The 17,522-nt window shown below is 68.5% G+C and carries 11 protein-coding genes; 2 read left to right on the top strand and 9 right to left on the bottom strand.

Annotation, left to right across the window (positions count from 1 at the left end; all coding sequences use genetic code 11):
* Positions 1-207: 207 nt before the first annotated feature.
* The 7 genes from M2351_RS37525 to M2351_RS37495 all read right to left on the bottom strand — a co-directional run bounded on the left by M2351_RS37525 (position 208) and on the right by M2351_RS37495 (position 10,664).
* Positions 208-792 (bottom strand): PqiC family protein, encoded by a 585-nt coding sequence (locus M2351_RS37525; protein WP_406567490.1) that lies wholly within the window; start codon positions 790-792, stop codon positions 208-210.
* Positions 789-2,489, bottom strand: a complete 1,701-nt coding sequence (locus M2351_RS37520) for a PqiB family protein (RefSeq protein ID WP_264661068.1) — start codon at positions 2,487-2,489, stop codon at positions 789-791. The genes M2351_RS37525 and M2351_RS37520 overlap by 4 nt, the downstream gene beginning before the upstream one ends.
* Positions 2,482-3,738, bottom strand: a complete 1,257-nt coding sequence (locus tag M2351_RS37515) for a paraquat-inducible protein A (protein ID WP_264661067.1) — start codon at positions 3,736-3,738, stop codon at positions 2,482-2,484. The genes M2351_RS37520 and M2351_RS37515 overlap by 8 nt, the downstream gene beginning before the upstream one ends.
* A gap of 176 nt (positions 3,739-3,914) precedes the next feature.
* The gene (locus M2351_RS37510; RefSeq protein ID WP_264661066.1) at positions 3,915-4,616 is read right to left on the bottom strand and encodes a hypothetical protein; all 702 of its coding nucleotides are present in this window, start codon (positions 4,614-4,616) and stop codon (positions 3,915-3,917) included.
* 81 nt (positions 4,617-4,697) lie between these two features.
* Positions 4,698-6,794, bottom strand: coding sequence for a tetratricopeptide repeat protein (locus tag M2351_RS37505; RefSeq protein WP_264661065.1), 2,097 nt, complete (start codon positions 6,792-6,794; stop codon positions 4,698-4,700).
* A 69-nt stretch (positions 6,795-6,863) separates the two neighbouring features.
* Complete coding sequence (locus M2351_RS37500; RefSeq protein WP_264661064.1) at positions 6,864-9,182, bottom strand: NADP-dependent malic enzyme; 2,319 nt, start codon at positions 9,180-9,182, stop codon at positions 6,864-6,866.
* A gap of 180 nt (positions 9,183-9,362) precedes the next feature.
* Positions 9,363-10,664 (bottom strand): dicarboxylate/amino acid:cation symporter, encoded by a 1,302-nt coding sequence (locus tag M2351_RS37495; protein ID WP_264661063.1) that lies wholly within the window; start codon positions 10,662-10,664, stop codon positions 9,363-9,365.
* A 372-nt stretch (positions 10,665-11,036) separates the two neighbouring features.
* Between M2351_RS37495 and M2351_RS37490 the strand changes: the two genes are divergently transcribed.
* Both M2351_RS37490 and M2351_RS37485 read left to right on the top strand, forming a co-directional pair.
* Positions 11,037-12,758 carry a sensor histidine kinase gene (locus M2351_RS37490; RefSeq protein ID WP_264661062.1) on the top strand — a complete coding sequence of 574 codons (1,722 nt, stop codon included), beginning with the start codon at positions 11,037-11,039 and terminating at the stop codon, positions 12,756-12,758.
* On the top strand, positions 12,755-14,104 hold the full coding sequence (locus M2351_RS37485; RefSeq protein ID WP_264661061.1) for a sigma-54-dependent transcriptional regulator: 1,350 nt from the start codon (positions 12,755-12,757) through the stop codon (positions 14,102-14,104). The genes M2351_RS37490 and M2351_RS37485 overlap by 4 nt, the downstream gene beginning before the upstream one ends.
* 28 nt (positions 14,105-14,132) lie before the next feature.
* Here the strand turns inward: M2351_RS37485 and M2351_RS37480 are convergent, their stop codons facing one another.
* Together M2351_RS37480 and M2351_RS37475 are read right to left on the bottom strand one after the other, a co-directional pair.
* Entirely contained in the window at positions 14,133-16,418 is a 2,286-nt protein-coding gene (locus tag M2351_RS37480) for an HWE histidine kinase domain-containing protein (protein WP_264661060.1), read from the bottom strand.
* A 354-nt stretch (positions 16,419-16,772) separates the two neighbouring features.
* A complete protein-coding gene (locus tag M2351_RS37475) occupies positions 16,773-17,465 on the bottom strand; it encodes a DUF2161 domain-containing phosphodiesterase (protein WP_264661059.1) in 693 nt (230 codons plus the stop codon).
* Between the last annotated feature and the right edge of the window lie 57 nt (positions 17,466-17,522).

Raw genomic sequence — 17,522 nt, 5'->3', positions numbered from 1 at the left:
TTCCCGTCCAGTAAGCGCGAAATCACCCCACGACCTCATTGATTCCGATCAAGCGAGTCGCGCTAAACACGCAACGCACCGTTCAAATCATTGCGGGCATCCCGTCGAATGAAGACACAATTGTGACGCGGCGCAGCATTTCACCGCGCCGCACTCAATTGACCGAAAATTGCAAGTTTCGCTTATTAGGACGTGCAAACGACCTGACTAACGCAACGCAGCTGCGATGTCAGCGGCGAGTCGGGTGAGCGTGCGGCTGAGCGCGTCGGCCACGGCGCCGGGATCGCCCGGTGTCGCGACGGCCTCATTCACCACAGTGCGGCCCATCCGCTTCAGGCGTTCGCCGTTCCGGTCGAAGATGCGCCAACGCGCCTCCAGCACGGCCGGACCGTCCTCCGACGCGTCGAAGCGGTCGAGCGCCACCTCCACCGCCTGGGTCAGCGGCACGTCGCGGGTCTGCGGCAGGGAGACGACCTCCATCTCCGGCAGCGCCGCCTCCAGGTCCTTCTCCAGGGCGCGGGTCACCATTTCGTCCAGCGGGCCGCCCCAGCGATCGAACTCCTTGACCACGAGCCGGCTGCCGGCCGCCCGCATCACGATTTCCGGCCGGTCGAGGTATCCGGGGAGATCGACGGTGTCGACCCCCACCACCCGCCGCGTCTGCGCGGCCGCCGCGGTGGGCGCTGGCGCTGCCGCCATCGGCTCCGCGCTGAGATGGTAGAAGCGGCTGGGCTCGGTGCTGCAGGCGGCCAGCAGGCCGGCCAGAACAATGAGGGGGATCAAGCGTGTCATCCGCGTTTGCCTCGGATCAGGGCTTCGGGGTGGCGTTCGAGATAGTCGGTCAGGCCGCGGATCGAACGGGCCGTGGCGGTCAGTTCGCGGACGAGGCCTTGCAGGTCGTAGGCGACCGGCTTGGTCGAGGCGACCACCTCGCCCGTTGTGCTCAGCGTCTTCTGCGCCTGCTCCACCAGCTTGCTCGTGTTCTCCGCCACCTCGCGCAGGGCGCGGATGGTCGGGGCCCCTTCGTTGCCGAGCGCCTGGGTGGTCTTCTCCAGTTCGCCCAGCGAGCGGCTAAGCGAGCCCAGCGACTGCGCCACCTCCGGCGACCCGAGCAGCGCGCCGGCCTTCTGGATGGTGGAGCGCAGGTCGCTCACCGTTTCCGCGATGGGCGCGCGCGCCAGCTCCTCCATCAGGTCGGTGGCGGTCTTGGTCGCGGTGTCGAACACGTTGCGTCGAGAGGGCAGCTCCGGATAGGGGCCGCCGGATTCCAGCGTGGCCTTCGGCGCCTCGGGGAAGAAATCCAGGGTCACGATCAGCTCCCCGGTCAGCAGGTTTCCGGTGCTCAGCTGCGCGCGCAGCCCCTGCTCGACCATCACCCGCATAGCGGCGTAGGAGGATTCGGCGTCGGTCGGGGCTCCCTGTCCGGTGTCGAGCCGCTCCGGCTCCAGGTTCATCGTCACGGGGATGCGCGCGGCCCCGGTCTGCGGATCAACGTCCAGGCGGATGTCAGTCACCTCGCCGATCTTGATGCCGCGGAACTCCACCGACGAGCCGGGGTGGAGGCCGCGGACCGAGCCGTCGAAATGGACCAGGAAGGGAATGCGCCGGGTGTAGCGCGCCTCGTTGGCGGCGTTGCGGTTCTCGTAGAGCGGGAAGTTCGTGCCCTCGTCGGCCGCCTTTCCGTCGTCCTGCGGGCCGCCCAGTCCCGGCGTCTCGAACGACAAGCCGCCGGTCGCCAGCGCCTGCAGGGATTCGACCGACACCGTCGGACCACCCGCCCCGACCGACACCGACACACCGCTGGCGTTCCAGAAGCGCGTGTTCGGCCGCACGATGCTGTCGTAGGGCGCGTGGATGAAGACCGGCAGGGTCAAGGCCTGCCAATCCTTGGTGAACTCGTAGCCGACCACCTCGCCCACCTGGATGCCGCGGTAGTAGATCGGCGACCCCGGCCCGAGCCCGCCCAGCCGGTCGGCGTTCAGGGAAAATCGCCGGCCGGGCGAGCTGGAGCGGATCAGCGGCGGCTCCTCCAGCCCGCGGAACTCCGACACACGGTCGCCCTGCCCCGGATCGATACCGATGTAGGCGCCGGACACCAGAGTCCCCAGGCCCGACACGCCGCCGAAGCCCAGCCGCGGCCGGACCACCCAGAAGCGTGTGCCCTGGTTCAGGTACCCGGTCGCCCCCTTCACCATGCGCACGGTCACGACGACGCTGCTCAGGTCCGGAGACACCTCCACCCCCTGCACCGTCCCGACGTCCACGTCGCGGTAGCGCACCTTGGTCTTGCCGGGGTCCAGCCCCTCCGCCGTGTCGAAGGTGATGGTGATGGACGGGCCACGTTCGCTGAGCGTCCTCCAGGCCAGCCAGCCGCCGATCAGCGCGGCGACCAGCGGCACCAGCCAGACCAGCGGCAGGCCGCGCCGGCGGCGGATCACCGGGGTGGGGGGCTCGCGCGGCGGCTCAGGTATCGGACGTTGGTCATCCATGCGCCGCCTCCTGACCCTGCGCATCCCGATGGGGCGCGTCCCAGATCAGACGCGGGTCGAAGGACTCCGACGCCAGCATGGTGATGACGACGACGGAGGCGAAGGCGATCGAGCCCAGCTCCGCCTCGACATTGGCGATGGTGCCGAGCTGGACCAGCGCGGCGAGCAGCGAGATCATGAAGATGTCCACCATTGACCAGCGCCCGACACCTTCGATCAGGCGGTAAAGCCGCGTCCGATCCCGTTGCCGGTGTGTGGAGCCGCGCTGGACCGAAACGAGAAGGTAGATAAGGCCGACGAGCTTCAGCACCGGCACCGTGATGCTGGCGAAGAAGACGAGCAAAGCGACCGGCCACATCTCCGCCTTGATCAGCGCCTCGACGCCGGACAGGATGGTGTCAGGCTGCCCCGCCCCGAAATAGATGACCGTCATGATGGGCAACAGGTTGGCCGGCACGTAGAGCACGGCCGCGGAGACGACCAGTGCCCAGCTGCGCCTTACACTTCCGGGCTTGCGCCGGTGCAGGCCGGCGCCGCAGCGGGGGCAGTCGCCCTCGCTCCCCGCGACCACCTGTTTGCAGTCGTGGCAGGCGGTCAACTGCTCCCGCGGGATGTGGGCGGCCTGGGACACGCGGGTCTGCGGCGCCACCCGCTCCCACACATGGAAGGCGCTGAGCGACGCTTCGCCCCACACCTGGACCAGGATGAAGCCGACCAGCGCCGCCAGCGACGGCCCGGGTTCCAGCGTCGCCAAATCCGACAGCTTCACATAGGCGACGATCAGCCCGAGCAGGAACACCTCGGCCATCGCCCAACGCCGCAAGCGCGACACCATGCGGTAGGCCCAGGCCGCGTGGCGGTACGGGCCCCGGCCGCGGGCGAGCGGCAGCACGACGTAGAGCGTCCCCAGCAGTTCCGCCGTCGGCGCCAGGAACAGCACGAAGAAGACCAGCGCCGCCAGTCCCTCATACCCACCCATCCACAGCGCCGCCGACCCGCTGAGCAGGGTCGCCGACTGCGACCGGCCTTCCAGTTCAAAGGTCAGGATTGGGAACAGGTTGGCGACGATGAACAGGATCAGGGCGGCGATGGTCAGCGCCGCCGCATGCTCCAGGCTGCCGGAACGGAACTGGCGAAGCACGCTGCCGCAGCGGGTGCATTCCGCCCTGTGGCCGGGGCTGGGCGGCGGCAAGGCGTGTGGAGCCCCGCAGTCCGGGCACAGGATGAGTGGGTGGTCGGAAACGGTCATAGCGTTGACTTAACGTTTTCCGACCGGAAAGGTTCGCCTCCGCGGCGCGCCCGGACGGGGCGCACCCTTGGCCCGCGGCGCACCCGGAGGGGGCGCACCTTTGGAGTCAGTCGAACCTTCGAAACTGTGTTTGCCCGTTTACCTCCCAGGCGCGGGGACCGGCGCCGCTCGATTCGTCAGACGAACAGGTTGAAGCTGCCCATCAGCTTCTGGGTACCGGACTGGCCCGTCGGAATCGAGTTCAGGCTGGACATAGCGGAGTTCAGCCCGTCCAGCATCGCCTGCTGGCCGGTGGACAGGCTGTAAGCGCTCTGCCCCTTCAGCGGAGCCTTCGCCACAGTGTCGTAGTCCTGGGTGTAGGAGCCCATGCTGAGCTGGATCGCGTAGTTCTTCGTGTCCTTGGGCGACTGGTCCTTCTCGCGCGTGATGCGCAGCGTGTAGTCGCCCTTGTCGAGCGAGTAGTCGCCCTGCATCATGCTTTTGAAGTTGTCGTATTCCTTGCCGGCGTTCTTGTTGCTGTCGGCGACGACGGTGCCGAGCTTCGACATGACCTGGACGCGGGTGCCCTCGTCGCCGATCTGGCCGAGCGTGACCTCGCCCTTCGTGGTGACGCGGAACTTGTAGAAATCGACCGGATCGTTGGCGCCGAGCGCCCCGACTACGTTCAGCCGCGTGACGTTCTTGGCGAGTACGCCCATGTCGGTGGCGGCGCCGATGGTGTTGGACGCGGACTTGCGGACGTCCTTGCGGAATTCCTGCACGTTGGCCGCGGCGGCGGCTTGCGCCTCCTGCTGGGCCTTCACGCGATCGACAGCGGCGGTGATGGACTTGTTAAGGTCCGACACCATCTGGTTGACGCCAGACATTGCGTCCGACATGGCACCCACTCCCTCAACCGACATTCGGAGAGTTATACGCAGGTACCCTACCCCTTCCTGCGTTAACTGGCGATTAATTTTTTACCCGAAATTGCGGGGATCACCGTGGGCCATCGCGGCCAGCGCCCGCGCCATCCGGGCCGGGACGTCGCCGAGCGCCTCATCCGCGCCGGGCTGGTACAACCGCTGGGTCGGGAACCAGGGACGCACCCCGGTGCCCAGCTGCGTCCAGTCGTGCCGCCCGACACGCCACACCGGGACGCCGAGCGCCCCCGCCAGTTCGCCCACCGACATGGCAGGGGACAGGACGAGGTCAAGGTTTGCGATGAGCGCCGCCGTACCGTCGAAGTCGTCCTTCAGGTCCAGATCGTCCCAACGATGGATCGGCCGGCCGAAGCGGGCTTCGGCCTCCGCCAGTTCGGCCGCGCAGTCGCCGTATTGCAGGTTCACGACGTGCAGGCTGGGCAGCGCGAACAGGGGCTCCCACGCCCCCAGCGCCGTGTAGGCGGTGCGCCGTTCTTCCGTCATCACTTGGCTGCGCCAGCCGATGCCGATCCGAAGGCCGGGCCCAAGCGCCGCCAGCCGGCACCTCCACCGCTCCACCAGGGCGGGGTCGGGGATGAGCCAAGCCGCCCGGGCGGGAAAGTCGGCCAGCGTGGCGCGGAACCAGCGCGCCAGGGAGCCGATGGGCGCCTGAAGGTCGCAGCCGGCCGCGTCGTCCGCCGGGCCGCGCACGGTTGCCATGGGGAAAGAGCGGGCGAACAAGGGGACCATCCGCCGGTCGACCTCGACCACCACCGCGGCGGCCCGACGGACGGCTTCCGGGATCAACGAGGCGAAGAGGATGGTGTCGCCCACCCCCTGCTCCCCCCGGACCAGCAGGCGCTTGCCGGCCAGATCGTCCCCGCACCACTCCGGAAGCGGCGGCGGCGGGCGCATCGCGCCGACCTGACCGGCGGCGAAGCGCCAGTCGTAATCCGCCCACCCACCCGCCAGATCGCCGCGCTCCAGTCGCAGCAGCGCGCGGTCGAACCGCGCCAGCGCCAAACCGGGCTGCAACGCCAGGGCACGGTCGTACAGCCCTTCAGCGTGGGCTGCGCACCCTTCCTGCTGAACGGCGAGGCCGAGATTGCTCAGCGCCTCCGCATAGGCGGGATCGAGCGCCAGCGCGCGGCGGAACCAGCGCGCCGCGTTCCGGTGGCGCCCCCGGCCTTGCAGGGCGTGCCCAAGGTTGTTGTTCGCCGCCGGCTGCCCCGGCACCACCCGCAAGGCACGGCGATGGCAGGCGATGGCGTCGTCGAAGCGGTTCCGGTCGCGCAGCCCGTTGCCGAGGTTGGACCAAGCCTCCGCCTGCACGGGCTCCAGCACCACCGCCTGTCGCCACGCCGCGATTGCGTCGCCGCCGCGCCCAAGGGCGTTCAGCGCGATGCCCAGGTTGTTCCAGGCCGCGGCGGAGTCCCAGCGCCGGGCGAGCGCCGCGCGATGGCAGGCCACGGCCTCATCCATGCGCCCCTGCGCCGCCCTGAGCGCGCCGAGGTTGTCGCAGGCCTCAGCAAAGTCGGGATTCAGCGCAAGGGCAGCCTCGAAGCAGCGGGCCGCGTCGCCGTCCCGGTTCAGGTCGCGCAGCACCAGACCGAAATCGTTGAGCAGGACCGGGTTCCGCGCGTCGAGCCGCAGAGCCTCCGCATAGGCCTCCGCCGCATCGGCGAGGCGTCCTTCACTGTGCAGCGCGCTGGCCAGCGCACGGATCGCGGGAGCGAAGCCGGGGCGCAGCCGATACGCGTCCGCAAAATGGCCGATCGCCTCGCCATGGCGCCCAAGCGCCACGAGGACGAGGCCCAAGTTGTGGTGCGCTTCCGGATAGTCGGCCCGCAGGGCGAGCGCACGGCGCTGGCTCGCCTCCGCCTCCGCATTGCGGCCGAGGGCGGCCAGCGCGAGGCCGAGGTTTCCATGGTACTCGGCGACTGTACCGTTGACGCGGATGGCCTCCGCGATCAGCGACTCAGCCTCGCCCGGCCGGCCGCGCTGGTGCGCCAGCACGCCCAGAAGGTGGCGTGCGGCGTGACGGCTGGGATCGGCCTGGAGGATGCGGCGGTAGAGCGCGTCCGCCGCGTCAAGGTCGCCAGCCCGGTGATGCCGCAGAGCGGCGGAGAGGAGGTCGTCTTGTGTCCTGGACATCCTCTCCCCCGCGAGGAGTGTCGGGTTTCGCAGCGCTCCACCCGACCTACGACGATACAGGCTCCTCGATCAGCCCTCACCCTCCTGGGCGGCCGGCGGGCGCGGGGCGCCGTTGACCGGGGCGGCGAGCTGGGCGTCCACGACGGCCACCGCCGTCAGGTTGACCAGGCCGCGCGTGGTCACCGACGGGGTCGCGATGTGCACGGGACGCGCGACGCCCAGCAGCATCGGCCCGACATTCTGCGCGTCGGCCAGGATCTTCAGCATGTTGAAGGCGATGTTGGCGGCGTCCAGCGTCGGCATCACCAGCAGGTTTGCCTCGCCCTTCAGCTTGCTGTCCGGCAGCAGCCCCTTGCGCAGAGCCTCCGACAGGGCCGCGTCAGCGTGCATCTCGCCGTCGATCTCCAGCTCCGGCATTTCCGCGGAGACCAGCTCGTAGGCGGTCCGCATCTTGCGGGCCGACGGCGTGTCGGCCGTGCCGAAGTTGGAGTGGGAGAGCAGAGCCACCTTCGGCTCGATGCCGAAGCGCTTCACTTCATCCGCCGCCAGCCGGGCGATCTCCGCCACCTGCTCGGCGGTCGGGTCGCTGTTGACGTAGGTGTCGCAGATGAAGTGCGTGCCCTTCTGCGAGATCAGGCCGTTCATCGCCGCGGCGACCTTCACGCCCTTGCGCAGGCCGATCACGCCCAGGACATGCGCGAAATGGTCGCCGTAGCGGCCCGAGGTGCCGCAGACCATCGCGTCGGCCTCGCCCCGGCGGACCATCAGCGCGCCGAAGACCGTCGGCTGCGTGCGGACGATGTTCAGCGCGTTGGCCGGCGACACGCCACGGCGGCCCATCAGCTGCCGGTAGACTTCGGCGTAGTTGTGGTAGCGCAGGTCGCGGATGACCTCGATCACCTCCACGTCCTTGCCCGGGCGGATGCGCAGGCCCATCTCGGCGATCGTCCGCTCGATGACGTCGAGCCGGCCGAGCAGGACCGGCTGGGCGATGCCGTCGTCAACCACCACCTGGGCGCAACGCAGGACGCGCGGGTCCTCGCCCTCGGCGTAGACGACGCGCTTGGGCGCGCTCTTGGCCTTGCTGATCACCGGCTTCATGACGAGACCGGAGCGGAAGACGTACTGCCCCAGCTGGTCGCGGTAGGCGCGGAAGTCGGCGATCGGGCGCGTTGCCACGCCGCTGTCCATCGCCGCCTTGGCCACCGCCGACGATACCTCGATGACGAGACGCGGGTCGAAGGGCTTGGGCAGGATGTAGTCCGGGCCGAAGCGCAGGTTCTCGCCCACATAAGCCGCGGCCACCACGTCCGACGGCTCCGCCTGCGCCAGGTTCGCCATGGCGTGGGTGGCGGCGATCTTCATCTCCTCGTTCACCGTCGTGGCGCCGACGTCCAGGGCACCGCGGAAGATGAAGGGGAAGCAGAGGACGTTGTTGACCTGGTTGGGGAAGTCCGACCGGCCGGTGGCGATGATCGCGTCGGGTCGGGCTTGCCGGGCAAGATCCGGCATGATCTCCGGCTCCGGGTTGGCGAGCGCCAGGATCAGCGGCTTGTCGCCCATGCGGGCCAGCATCTCCGGCTTCAGCACCTTGGCGCCGGACAGGCCGAGGAAGATGTCCGCCCCGTCGATGACGTCGTTCAGGACGCGCGCGTCGGTTTCCTGCGCGTAGGCGTCCTTATACGGGTTCATCTCCTCGTTGCGGCCCTTGTGGACGACGCCAATGCGGTCCACCAGCCAGACATTCTCGCGCTTCACGCCCAGGCTGACCATCAGGTCCAGGCAGGCGATGCCCGCGGCCCCGCCGCCGGTGGAGACCACCTTGACGGTGGAGATGTCCTTGCCGACCAGCTTCAGGCCGTTCAGGACGGCCGCACCCACCACGATGGCGGTGCCGTGCTGGTCGTCGTGGAAGACCGGGATCTTCATCCGCTCGCGGCAGCGGCGCTCCACCTCGAAACAGGCGGGGGCGGCGATGTCTTCCAGGTTGATGGCGCCGAAGGTCGGCTCCAGCCGGACGATGGTGTCGACCAGCGCGTCGACGTCCTTCTCGTTCAACTCCAGGTCGAAGCAATCGATGCCGGCGAACTTCTTGAAGAGGACGGCCTTGCCCTCCATGACCGGCTTGGCGGCCATCGGGCCGATGTCGCCCAGTCCCAGCACCGCGGTGCCGTTGGTGACCACCGCCACGAGGTTGGCGCGCGAGGTCAGTTCCGCCGCCTGGCTCGGGTCATTCGCGATGGCTGTGGAGGCCGCGGCCACGCCCGGTGAATAGGCGAGCGCCAAGTCACGCTGGTTCGCCATGGGCTTTGTGGCAACGATCGCCAGTTTACCGGGCTTCGGGTTCCGGTGGTACTCAAGCGCCATGGCGTCGAAGTCGCCGGACATACGTCCTCTCCCCTTTAACCTGATTCAAGTTAATTTGTTCGATTACCCTAACCTGCCCTCCGGCTTATACCCGAATTGTCCGGGCACCGGAATGGGGAAAGGGGCAACTCATGGTGAGTCGCCCCCTTCTTTTCCGCAAGATCCTGTCGCTGTCCTGTCAGGACAGGATCATCGTCCGCATCAGATGCGGGCCAGCGCCGGCTCCTTGAAGTGCTGCTGGTACTCCGCGACCGCCTTGGACTCGTCGAACTCACCTTCCATCTTGGCAACAACCACAGTGGCCACTCCGTTGCCGATCAGGTTGGTGATGGCGCGCGCTTCCGACATGAAGCGGTCGACGCCGAGCAGCAGGGCCAGCCCTTCGATGGGCAGGTGGCCGGTCGCCGACAGGGTGGCGGCCAGGGTCACGAAGCCGCCGCCGGTCACCGCCGCCGCACCCTTCGAGGTCAGCATCAGCAGGCCGAGGATGGTCAGCTGCTGCCAGATCGTCAGGTCGATGTTGAAGGCCTGGGCGATAAAGATCGCGGCCATCGACAGGTAGATGGAGGTGCCGTCCAGGTTGAAGGAGTAGCCGGTCGGGATGACCAGCCCGACCACGTGCTTGGAGCAGCCGAACTTCTGCATCTTCTCCATCATGCGCGGCAGCACGGACTCCGACGAGGAGGTGCCGAGCACAATCAGCAGCTCGTCCTTGATGTAGCGCAGGAAGGTCAGCAGGTTGAACTTGTACAGGCGGGCGATGGTGCCCAGCACCAGGAAGACGAACAGCGCCATCGTGACATAGACGCCCGCCATCAGCTGGCCGAGTGAGGTCAGGGAGGAGACGCCGTACTTGCCGATGGTGAAGGACATGGCGCCGAAGGCACCCAGCGGGGCGACGCGCATCAGGATGCCGATCACGCCGAACAGGGCATGCGACACCTTCTCGAACACGTCCTCGACCAGCTTGCCCTTCTGCCCCATGGCCGACAGCGCGACGCCGAAGATCACCGCGAAGAACAGGATCTGCAGCATGTCGCCCTTGACGAAGGCGCCGACCACGTTCTCCGGGACGATGTTGACGAGGAAGTCCACCGTGGTGTGGTGCTGCGCCTCGGTCGCGTACTTGGCGACCGCGTCGGCCTTCAGCGAACCGACCTGGATGTTCATGCCGGCGCCGGGCTTCAGCAGGTTGACGACCAGCAGGCCGAGGCCGAGCGCGAAGGTGGTGACGATCTCGAAATACAGGATCGCCTTGCCGCCGACCTTGCCGACCTTCTTCATGTCGCCGATCGAGGAGATGCCCGTGACCACCGTCAGGAAGACGATCGGGCCGATGACCATCTTGATCATCTTGATGAAGACATCGCCCAGCGGCTTCATCTGCACCGCGATGTCCGGATAGAGGTGGCCAAGGATGATGCCGATGGTGATGGCCGTCAGCACCTGGACCGTCAGGTTCGTGTATAAGGGTTTCTTTGTCGCTTGCCCGTGAGCGTGCATATCGTCGTCTCCTCGGTGGCGTTCCTGGAATTGGGCGTCCGCTCTTGTGCGAGGTCGGCGGTCGGCCCGGTCATACCCCCCTGTCAGCAAGACGTGTGCCAACGACCGACCCGAGGATTCGCAGCGCTCTTACGACATGCGTGCGCGAAAAACCGCACGACAGGGCGGAAATGGATGTGCGAAAATCCGCACACGAATTTCCCTTGGGCGACCGTATGTTGCGGCGCAGCACGAGTGACTTGACCGTTGCTTAGGATCCGTCCCATCGACCGGACATTTTCGAACGCGACAGGGAGCGGGAACGCCCCGACGCCGGTTTCCCGGCCTTTCGCTGGACTGGTCGCCGCGCTCACCGCGCATCCCCGCCGCCTCTTGCTGCTGGCCTTCGTCGCCGGGATGCCGCTCGCCGCCGCGTTGGCGGCCGGCTGGACCGCGTCCGTGGCGCACCAAGCCCTGCAGGAGCAGGGGCGCGCCCGCCTGGCCCTCTACGAAGCCAACCTGCGGGCGGAGCTGGAGCGGCACGCCGCCGTGCCCATGGTGATCGCCCGCGACGCGGAGGTGGCGGCCCTGCTCGCGGCGCCGACGCCCGACCGCGTGGACCGCATGAACCGCAAGCTGGAGGGCTTCGCGCAGACGCTGGGCGCGTTGGCCCTCTACATCATGAACCCCGACGGAACCACCATCGCGGCCAGCAACTGGAACAGCGCGGCCAGCTTCGTCGGGCAGAACTTCGCCTACCGTCCCTATTTCCGCCTGGCGATGGAGCGGGGCGAGGGGCATCACTTCGCGCTCGGTACCACCTCCTTCGTGCCGGGCTACTACACGGCCCAGCGGGTGAGTGCGGAAAACCGCACAGGGGAAACGCCGCTCGGCGTCGTCGTCCTGAAGGTCGGGTTCCAAACGCTGGAGGAAGCTTGGTCGCACGGCGGGGAGAAGGTTCTGGTCACCGACCGCGACGGCGTGGTCTTTATCACCAACGTCCCAACCTGGCGCTACAACGCCCTGCCTCAGCGGCTGCCGGTCACCCTGCCGACCACGCCCGATCCGCCGACGGAAGGCGTGCCCACCCTGCCCTGGGGCTTCGGCGGCGGGGCGGACCGCATCGCGCTGCGGGAGGACGGGGTCGAGATGCGGTATCTGCACCTGTCGGCGGCCGTACCGGGCGGCGATTGGACCATCCACGCGCTGACCAGCCTGGAGCCCGCCAGCACGCGCGCCCAGCAAGCCGGCCTGCTGGCAGCCGCGGTGGTGGCGTTGGCGGCACTCGCCGGCTACGCGCTGGCCCAACGGCGCGTCGTGCTGATGGAGCGGCTGTCTTTCCAGGAGGAGGCCCGCGCCGAACTGGAACGGCGCGTCGCCGACGCCACCGCCGAGCTGCGCGCCGCGGAGAACGAACTGACCCAGGCGGCCAAGCTGGCGGCGCTGGGCCAGATGTCGGCGGGCATCGCGCACGAGATCAACCAGCCGCTTGCCGCGATCCGCAGCTTCGCCGACAACGCCGTGGTCCTGCTCGACCGCGACCGGCGGGACGCGGTGCGCGACAACCTCGCGGAGATCGCCGACCTCACCGACCGCATGGCCGCCATCACGCGGCAGCTGAAGGGCTTCGCGCGGCGCGCCTCCGGCACGCTCGGCCCCGTCTCGGCGCAGGCGGCGGTCGGGCAGGCGCTGGCGCTGCTGGAATCGCGGCTGCGCCGCGACGCCGTGCAGGTGGACGCCAACCTGCCGGCCGATCCCGTCTGGGTCATGGGCGAGGATGTGCGGCTCCAGCAGGTGCTGGTCAACCTGATCGGCAACGCCGCGGACGCCATGCGCACCGTCCCCCACCGCGCCATCACCGTCACGCTGGCGCCGGAGGGGGATGAGACGGTATTGAGCGTCCGCGACGTCGGCACCGGCATCGCCGAGGCCGACCTGCCCCGCCTGTTCGTTCCCTTCTTCACCACGAAGGAGGCGGGGGACGGGCTTGGCCTCGGCCTGTCGATCAGCCACGGCATCGTCGAGGATTTCGGCGGAAACCTGACCGCGGCCAACCATCCGGACGGCGGCGCCGTCTTCACCATCCGCCTCAAGCGAACGGAGTCCCCCGCATGACCAGCGCCGGCAGCGTCCTCTTCGTGGATGACGAGCGCGCCGTCCGCCTCGCCGGCCAGCAGGCGCTGGAGTTGGCCGACTTCGAGGTCACCGCCTGCGACGGGGCGGAGCGCGCGTTGCGGCTGCTCGGCCGCGACTGGCCCGGCTGTCTCGTCACCGACGTGCGCATGCCGCAGATCGACGGGCTGGAGCTGATGGAGCGCGCCCTGGCGCTGGATCCGGAGCTGCCGGTCATCCTGATCACCGGCCACGGTGACGTGCCCATGGCGGTGGAGGCCATGCGGCGCGGCGCCTACGACTTCCTGGAAAAGCCCTTTCCGTCCGACCGTCTGGTGGAGGTGGCGCGGCGCGCGGTGGAGAAGCGGCGGCTGGTGTTGGAGAACCGGCGCCTGCGCGACCAGCTGGCCGGCGCCCACGGCGGCGATGCCTATCCCATCATTGGCCGCACGCCGGGCATCGAGCGGCTGCGCGCGACCATCGCCGCGGTGGCCGACACCGACGCCGACGTGCTGGTGCTGGGCGAGACCGGCACGGGCAAGGAGCTGGTCGCCCGCGCGCTCCACGCCGGCAGCGCGCGGCGCAAGCACCCCTTCGTGGCGCTGAACTGCGGCGCCATGCCGGAATCCATCATCGAGAGCGAGCTGTTCGGCCACGAGGCCGGCGCCTTCACGGGTGCTGCCAAGCGCCGCGTCGGCCGCATCGAGCACGCCAGCCGCGGCACCCTGTTCCTGGACGAGATCGAGAGCATGCCGCTGTCGCTCCAGGTCAAGCTGCTGCGCGTGATCCAGGAGCGGGTGGTGGAGCCGCTGGGCTCCAACGACCAGACCGCCGTGGACCTGCGCGTCGTCGCCGCGACCAAGGTGGATTTGCGGCAGGCGTCCAGCGCCGGCAGCTTCCGCGAGGACCTCTACTATCGCCTGAACGTGGTCGTGGTGACGATCCCGCCGTTGCGTGAGCGCCGGGACGACATCCCCCTGCTGTTCCAGCACTTCGTCCTTCAGGCGGCCGCCCGCTACAACCGCGACCCGCGCGCGCCGACCCCGGCGCAGACCCAGCGCCTGATGGCCCACGACTGGCCCGGCAATGTCCGCGAGCTGCGCAACGCCGCCGACCGCTTCGTGCTGGGCCTCGACGACACCCTGTCCGCGTCGGGCGCCCCCTCCGGCTCCGGCGGCCTGTCGCTGGCGGAGCAGGTGGACCTGTTCGAGAAAAGCCTGATCGAAAGCGAGCTGGCCCGCCACAAGGGCAGCGTGAAGGCCACCATCGAGGCGCTGAACGTCGCGCGCAAGACCTTCTACGACAAGCTGAAGAAGTACGGCCTGAGCCGCGAGGATTTCGTGGAATAGGCCGGGCGGCCCTTTCCGCTGTCGCCCTCTACCCCATCGCGGTACCCGGCCGCCGCTCCAGCAGATCGACCAACGTCCGCGTTACCTGATCGGCGCCAACCGGCTTGCGCAGAACGGGCGCGCGGCGCAGGCGCTCGTTCGGTGCGTCCAGGCTGCCGTAGCCCGTGCAGAACAGGAAGGGCACGCCCATGCCGTCCAGCACTTCCGCCACGGGGAAGGACAGTTGGCCGAACAGGTTGACGTCCAGGACGGCAACGTCCGGACGATCGGCGCGTGCCCGGTCGATGGCGTCCTGCACCCGGCCGACGGGGCCGATCACCTGAAAGCCCTTGTCCTGGAGCAGGTGCGACAGGGCGATCGCGGTCAGCGCCTCGTCCTCCACCACCAGCACGCGGGCGCCGCCGGCCGCCCGTTTCGGCTCATCGTTCGCCGGCGTCGGAGCCGCGGCGCCCGGATCGTGGATGCCGCTGGTCACGTAGCATTCGGAGGCGATGGTCATGCGCCAGCGCAGGCCGGACTCGTCCCAGTCGTGGCGCAGGTCGCCGTGCAGCTGTCCCGTCACGGTCTGCTCGATGATGAAACTGCCGAAACCGAAGCGGGTCGGCGGGCTGACGGGCGGCCCGCCGCTTTCGTCCCAGCGCAGGACCAGCTGGCCGGTCGTCCGGTTCACCGACCAGGACACCGCGACGCACCCCTCCGGAACCGACAGCGCACCATATTTCGCGGCGTTGGTGGACAGTTCGTGCAACACGATCGACACCGCCTGCGCCGCTTCCGCCACGATGGACACGGGCGGTCCGGTCATCGTCGTCCGGTGGCCCGCCGAAAAGGCCTCCAGTCCGAACCGCACCATGGTAGCGAGATCGGCGCCCGACCAGCGCGTTTCGGAGAGGAGCGTGTGGGCCCGCGCGATGGCCGAAACCCGTCCTTGCACGGCCCCGGCAAAGGTGGCGGGGTCCTCGGCGCGGCTCAGCTGCACGATGGATTGGACGACAGCCAACGCGTTCTTCGCGCGGTGATCGACCTCACGCATCAGCAGGCGCATCCGTTTTTCCGCCTCCTGCCGATCAGTCTGGTCGGCGGCCATGCTGACGGCCAATCGACGCCCGCGCTCGTCCCGGCCGATGGGTGCGGAGCGGAACGACCAGAGGCGACGTTGCCCGTCCGCGGTGAGGATGGCGAACTCCCCTTCGTCGATCGGGCGGTCGAGCGCGTAGAGACGGTCGATGTCGAAGGCCGATGCTTCCCGCCCGCTCTCCACGGCGCGTTCCAGCCATTGGTCGATGGTGGCGACCTCCTGCCGCGCGTAGCCCGTCATATCCGCCAAGGACCGGCTGATGTGCACGATCTCGCCGTCCTCCGCGTGCACGATGACGGGAAAGGGCGCGCCATCCACCACCCGCCTCAGCCGTGCCTCGCTTTCCGCCAGGGCCGCCGTGCGGGTCCGGATCAGGTCGGCGGCGTCACGCAGGGCCCCGGCCACGGCGTCCATCTCGGCCACGCCCATCGGCCGGACCGGCACGTCCTGCCCCGCGCCAAGCGCCTGGGCCGCGCCGGACAACTGCATGATCGGACCCGTCAGGCGGCGGCCGAGCAGAAAAGCCACGCCGACGCCGCACAGGACCAGCACCAGGCCGCCACCGGCAAAGAGTTGCAGCGATTGATGGGATTGGGAGGCCAGCAACGACTCCGGTACGCCGACGCCGACCAGCCAGCCCGATATGGGCGACCGGCTGTAGGCCTGAACCGAAGCTATTCCTTCAAGGTCCTTCGTGTGGTGCACGCCGTCCGGCGCGTCCTTGATCGCGTTCCAGCGCTCCTCGTCCACGCGGGTGCCGACGAACTGTTCGGCGCTCCGCGACCGCGCGATGATAACGCCGTCGCGATCGACAATGCCGGCGATCCAGCCCGTCGGCATGCGGTCCGGCGACATGATGCTCTGCAACCGCTCCAGCGAAATCGTCAGGCTGAGGAGATAGACGACTTCGTCATCCCGGATCACCGGAACCACGACGATCAGCAAGGGCGTCTTCGCCACGGCCCCGGTCAGCAGCCCGGAGACCTGAACCTGCCGTGTTTCGAGCACGCGGCGGTCGACGTCGAACTGCGGATTCCTGGGAAGCGCCGTTCCCCAGGGCACGCGCGTGTTCAGCAGCTGCTGGCTCGACAGGTCGCGGACAAGGATATTGGTGCCGAGCAGGTCGCGCACCTGGACCGCACGCCCATAGAAGTGGGCAAAATCGCCGCTCGTCAGGCTCTCGCTCGTGGCCAGAACCTCGGCCGACGCGACGATGCGGGACACTTCACGGTCCACGTCTTCCGATAGAAGACGGGCGCGGTCGCTCACCTGTCTGGAGGTCTGTTCCGTTTCCGCAATTCCGTTCCGCAAGAACAACGCGGTCGACAGCAGCACGAGGGGCAGAACGCAGGCAGCCGTAAGCAGAACAAGCCAAGTGCGAACACGATACGAGCGCGACGATAAGCCAGGGCTTTGCGGTTCCGGTGCGGCTTTCACTGCGGCGGGATTCCCGTATGGGAGTATCAGGGCGGCCCGTTTTATCAGCGCCGCAACCCAGAAGGAAATCCTTTTACCATAAAACGGACACTATTGAGATGGATCAGCCAAGAACCTACTTCGTATACTTACTTTTTTGGGATTAGGTGGGGGTCATTCGGCGGCGAGGCCATGGGCGAAGCAGTCCAGTCCGTTCCGGCCGGCGTCGGTCAGCCCATAGGTGCCCTTCACCACCCGCTCGAACCACCCGTAGACGTTGCGCTGAAGGATGACCGACACGTCCTTCGGTGCCCCGGCGGCCCGCAGCGCCTTCAGCGTCATCGGACCGTCCTGGAGCAGGCGCGCGCACCGCAATGCATCCTGACGGTAAGCGGTCACAATGGGCACGCGGGTCGACCCGCCACGGTTGGGGTCCCCCTTGCGCCGTGCATGCTCGCCGAGCAGGCGAAGCGTGCGCTTCTTGTCCTTGCGCGGGCTGTAGGGCACGGGATCGAGCAGCACCTCCACCTGATGCCCCTCCGCCCGGCCGATGTCCACGATCAGCAGGCCGACGCCCAGGCGCCGGCACAGCTTGCGGACTCCGCTGTCGTATGGCGACGCGCCGGTGGCCTTGCGGCCCGGCTGGGGCACGGCGAGGTAGACGGTGTCGGTGAGGCTCAGCCGGTCAACCCCCTGGAGCAGCAGGTCCAGGGTGAAGCGCTTCTTCAGTTCGACGATCAGCGGCGGCTCCCCGCCGCGCATGGCGACGAGGTCGCAGCCGTGAATCTCGGCTTTGACGTCATAGCCCTGGACTTCCAGGAAAGCTTTGACGGGGGCGTAGAGGTCGGTTTCGGCGGTGATGGGCACGGCGAGGGCGGGATGTGGAAGATGTTGCGCCCACCCTAACCCTCCCCCACGCCGTGG

Source organism: Azospirillum canadense (genome assembly GCF_025961225.1).
GTDB classification, from domain to species: Bacteria; Pseudomonadota; Alphaproteobacteria; order Azospirillales; family Azospirillaceae; genus Azospirillum; species Azospirillum canadense.
The sequence above is the reverse complement of the archived record's forward strand: the minus strand, read 5'-3'. Positions and strand labels throughout refer to the sequence as shown.

Bases quoted from the DNA above. Each gene is read 5' to 3' on its own strand.
- M2351_RS37525 (WP_406567490.1), bottom strand. From the start codon at position 792: ATGACACGCTTGATCCCCCTCATTGTTCTGGCCGGCCTGCTGGCCGCC.
- M2351_RS37485 (WP_264661061.1), top strand. From the start codon at position 12,755: ATGACCAGCGCCGGCAGCGTCCTCTTCGTGGATGACGAGCGCGCCGTC.
- M2351_RS37500 (WP_264661064.1), bottom strand. From the start codon at position 9,182: ATGTCCGGCGACTTCGACGCCATGGCGCTTGAGTACCACCGGAACCCG.
- M2351_RS37515 (WP_264661067.1), bottom strand. From the start codon at position 3,738: ATGACCGTTTCCGACCACCCACTCATCCTGTGCCCGGACTGCGGGGCT.
- M2351_RS37510 (WP_264661066.1), bottom strand. From the start codon at position 4,616: ATGTCGGACGCAATGTCTGGCGTCAACCAGATGGTGTCGGACCTTAAC.
- M2351_RS37505 (WP_264661065.1), bottom strand. From the start codon at position 6,794: ATGTCCAGGACACAAGACGACCTCCTCTCCGCCGCTCTGCGGCATCAC.
- M2351_RS37520 (WP_264661068.1), bottom strand. From the start codon at position 2,489: ATGGATGACCAACGTCCGATACCTGAGCCGCCGCGCGAGCCCCCCACC.
- M2351_RS37495 (WP_264661063.1), bottom strand. From the start codon at position 10,664: ATGCACGCTCACGGGCAAGCGACAAAGAAACCCTTATACACGAACCTG.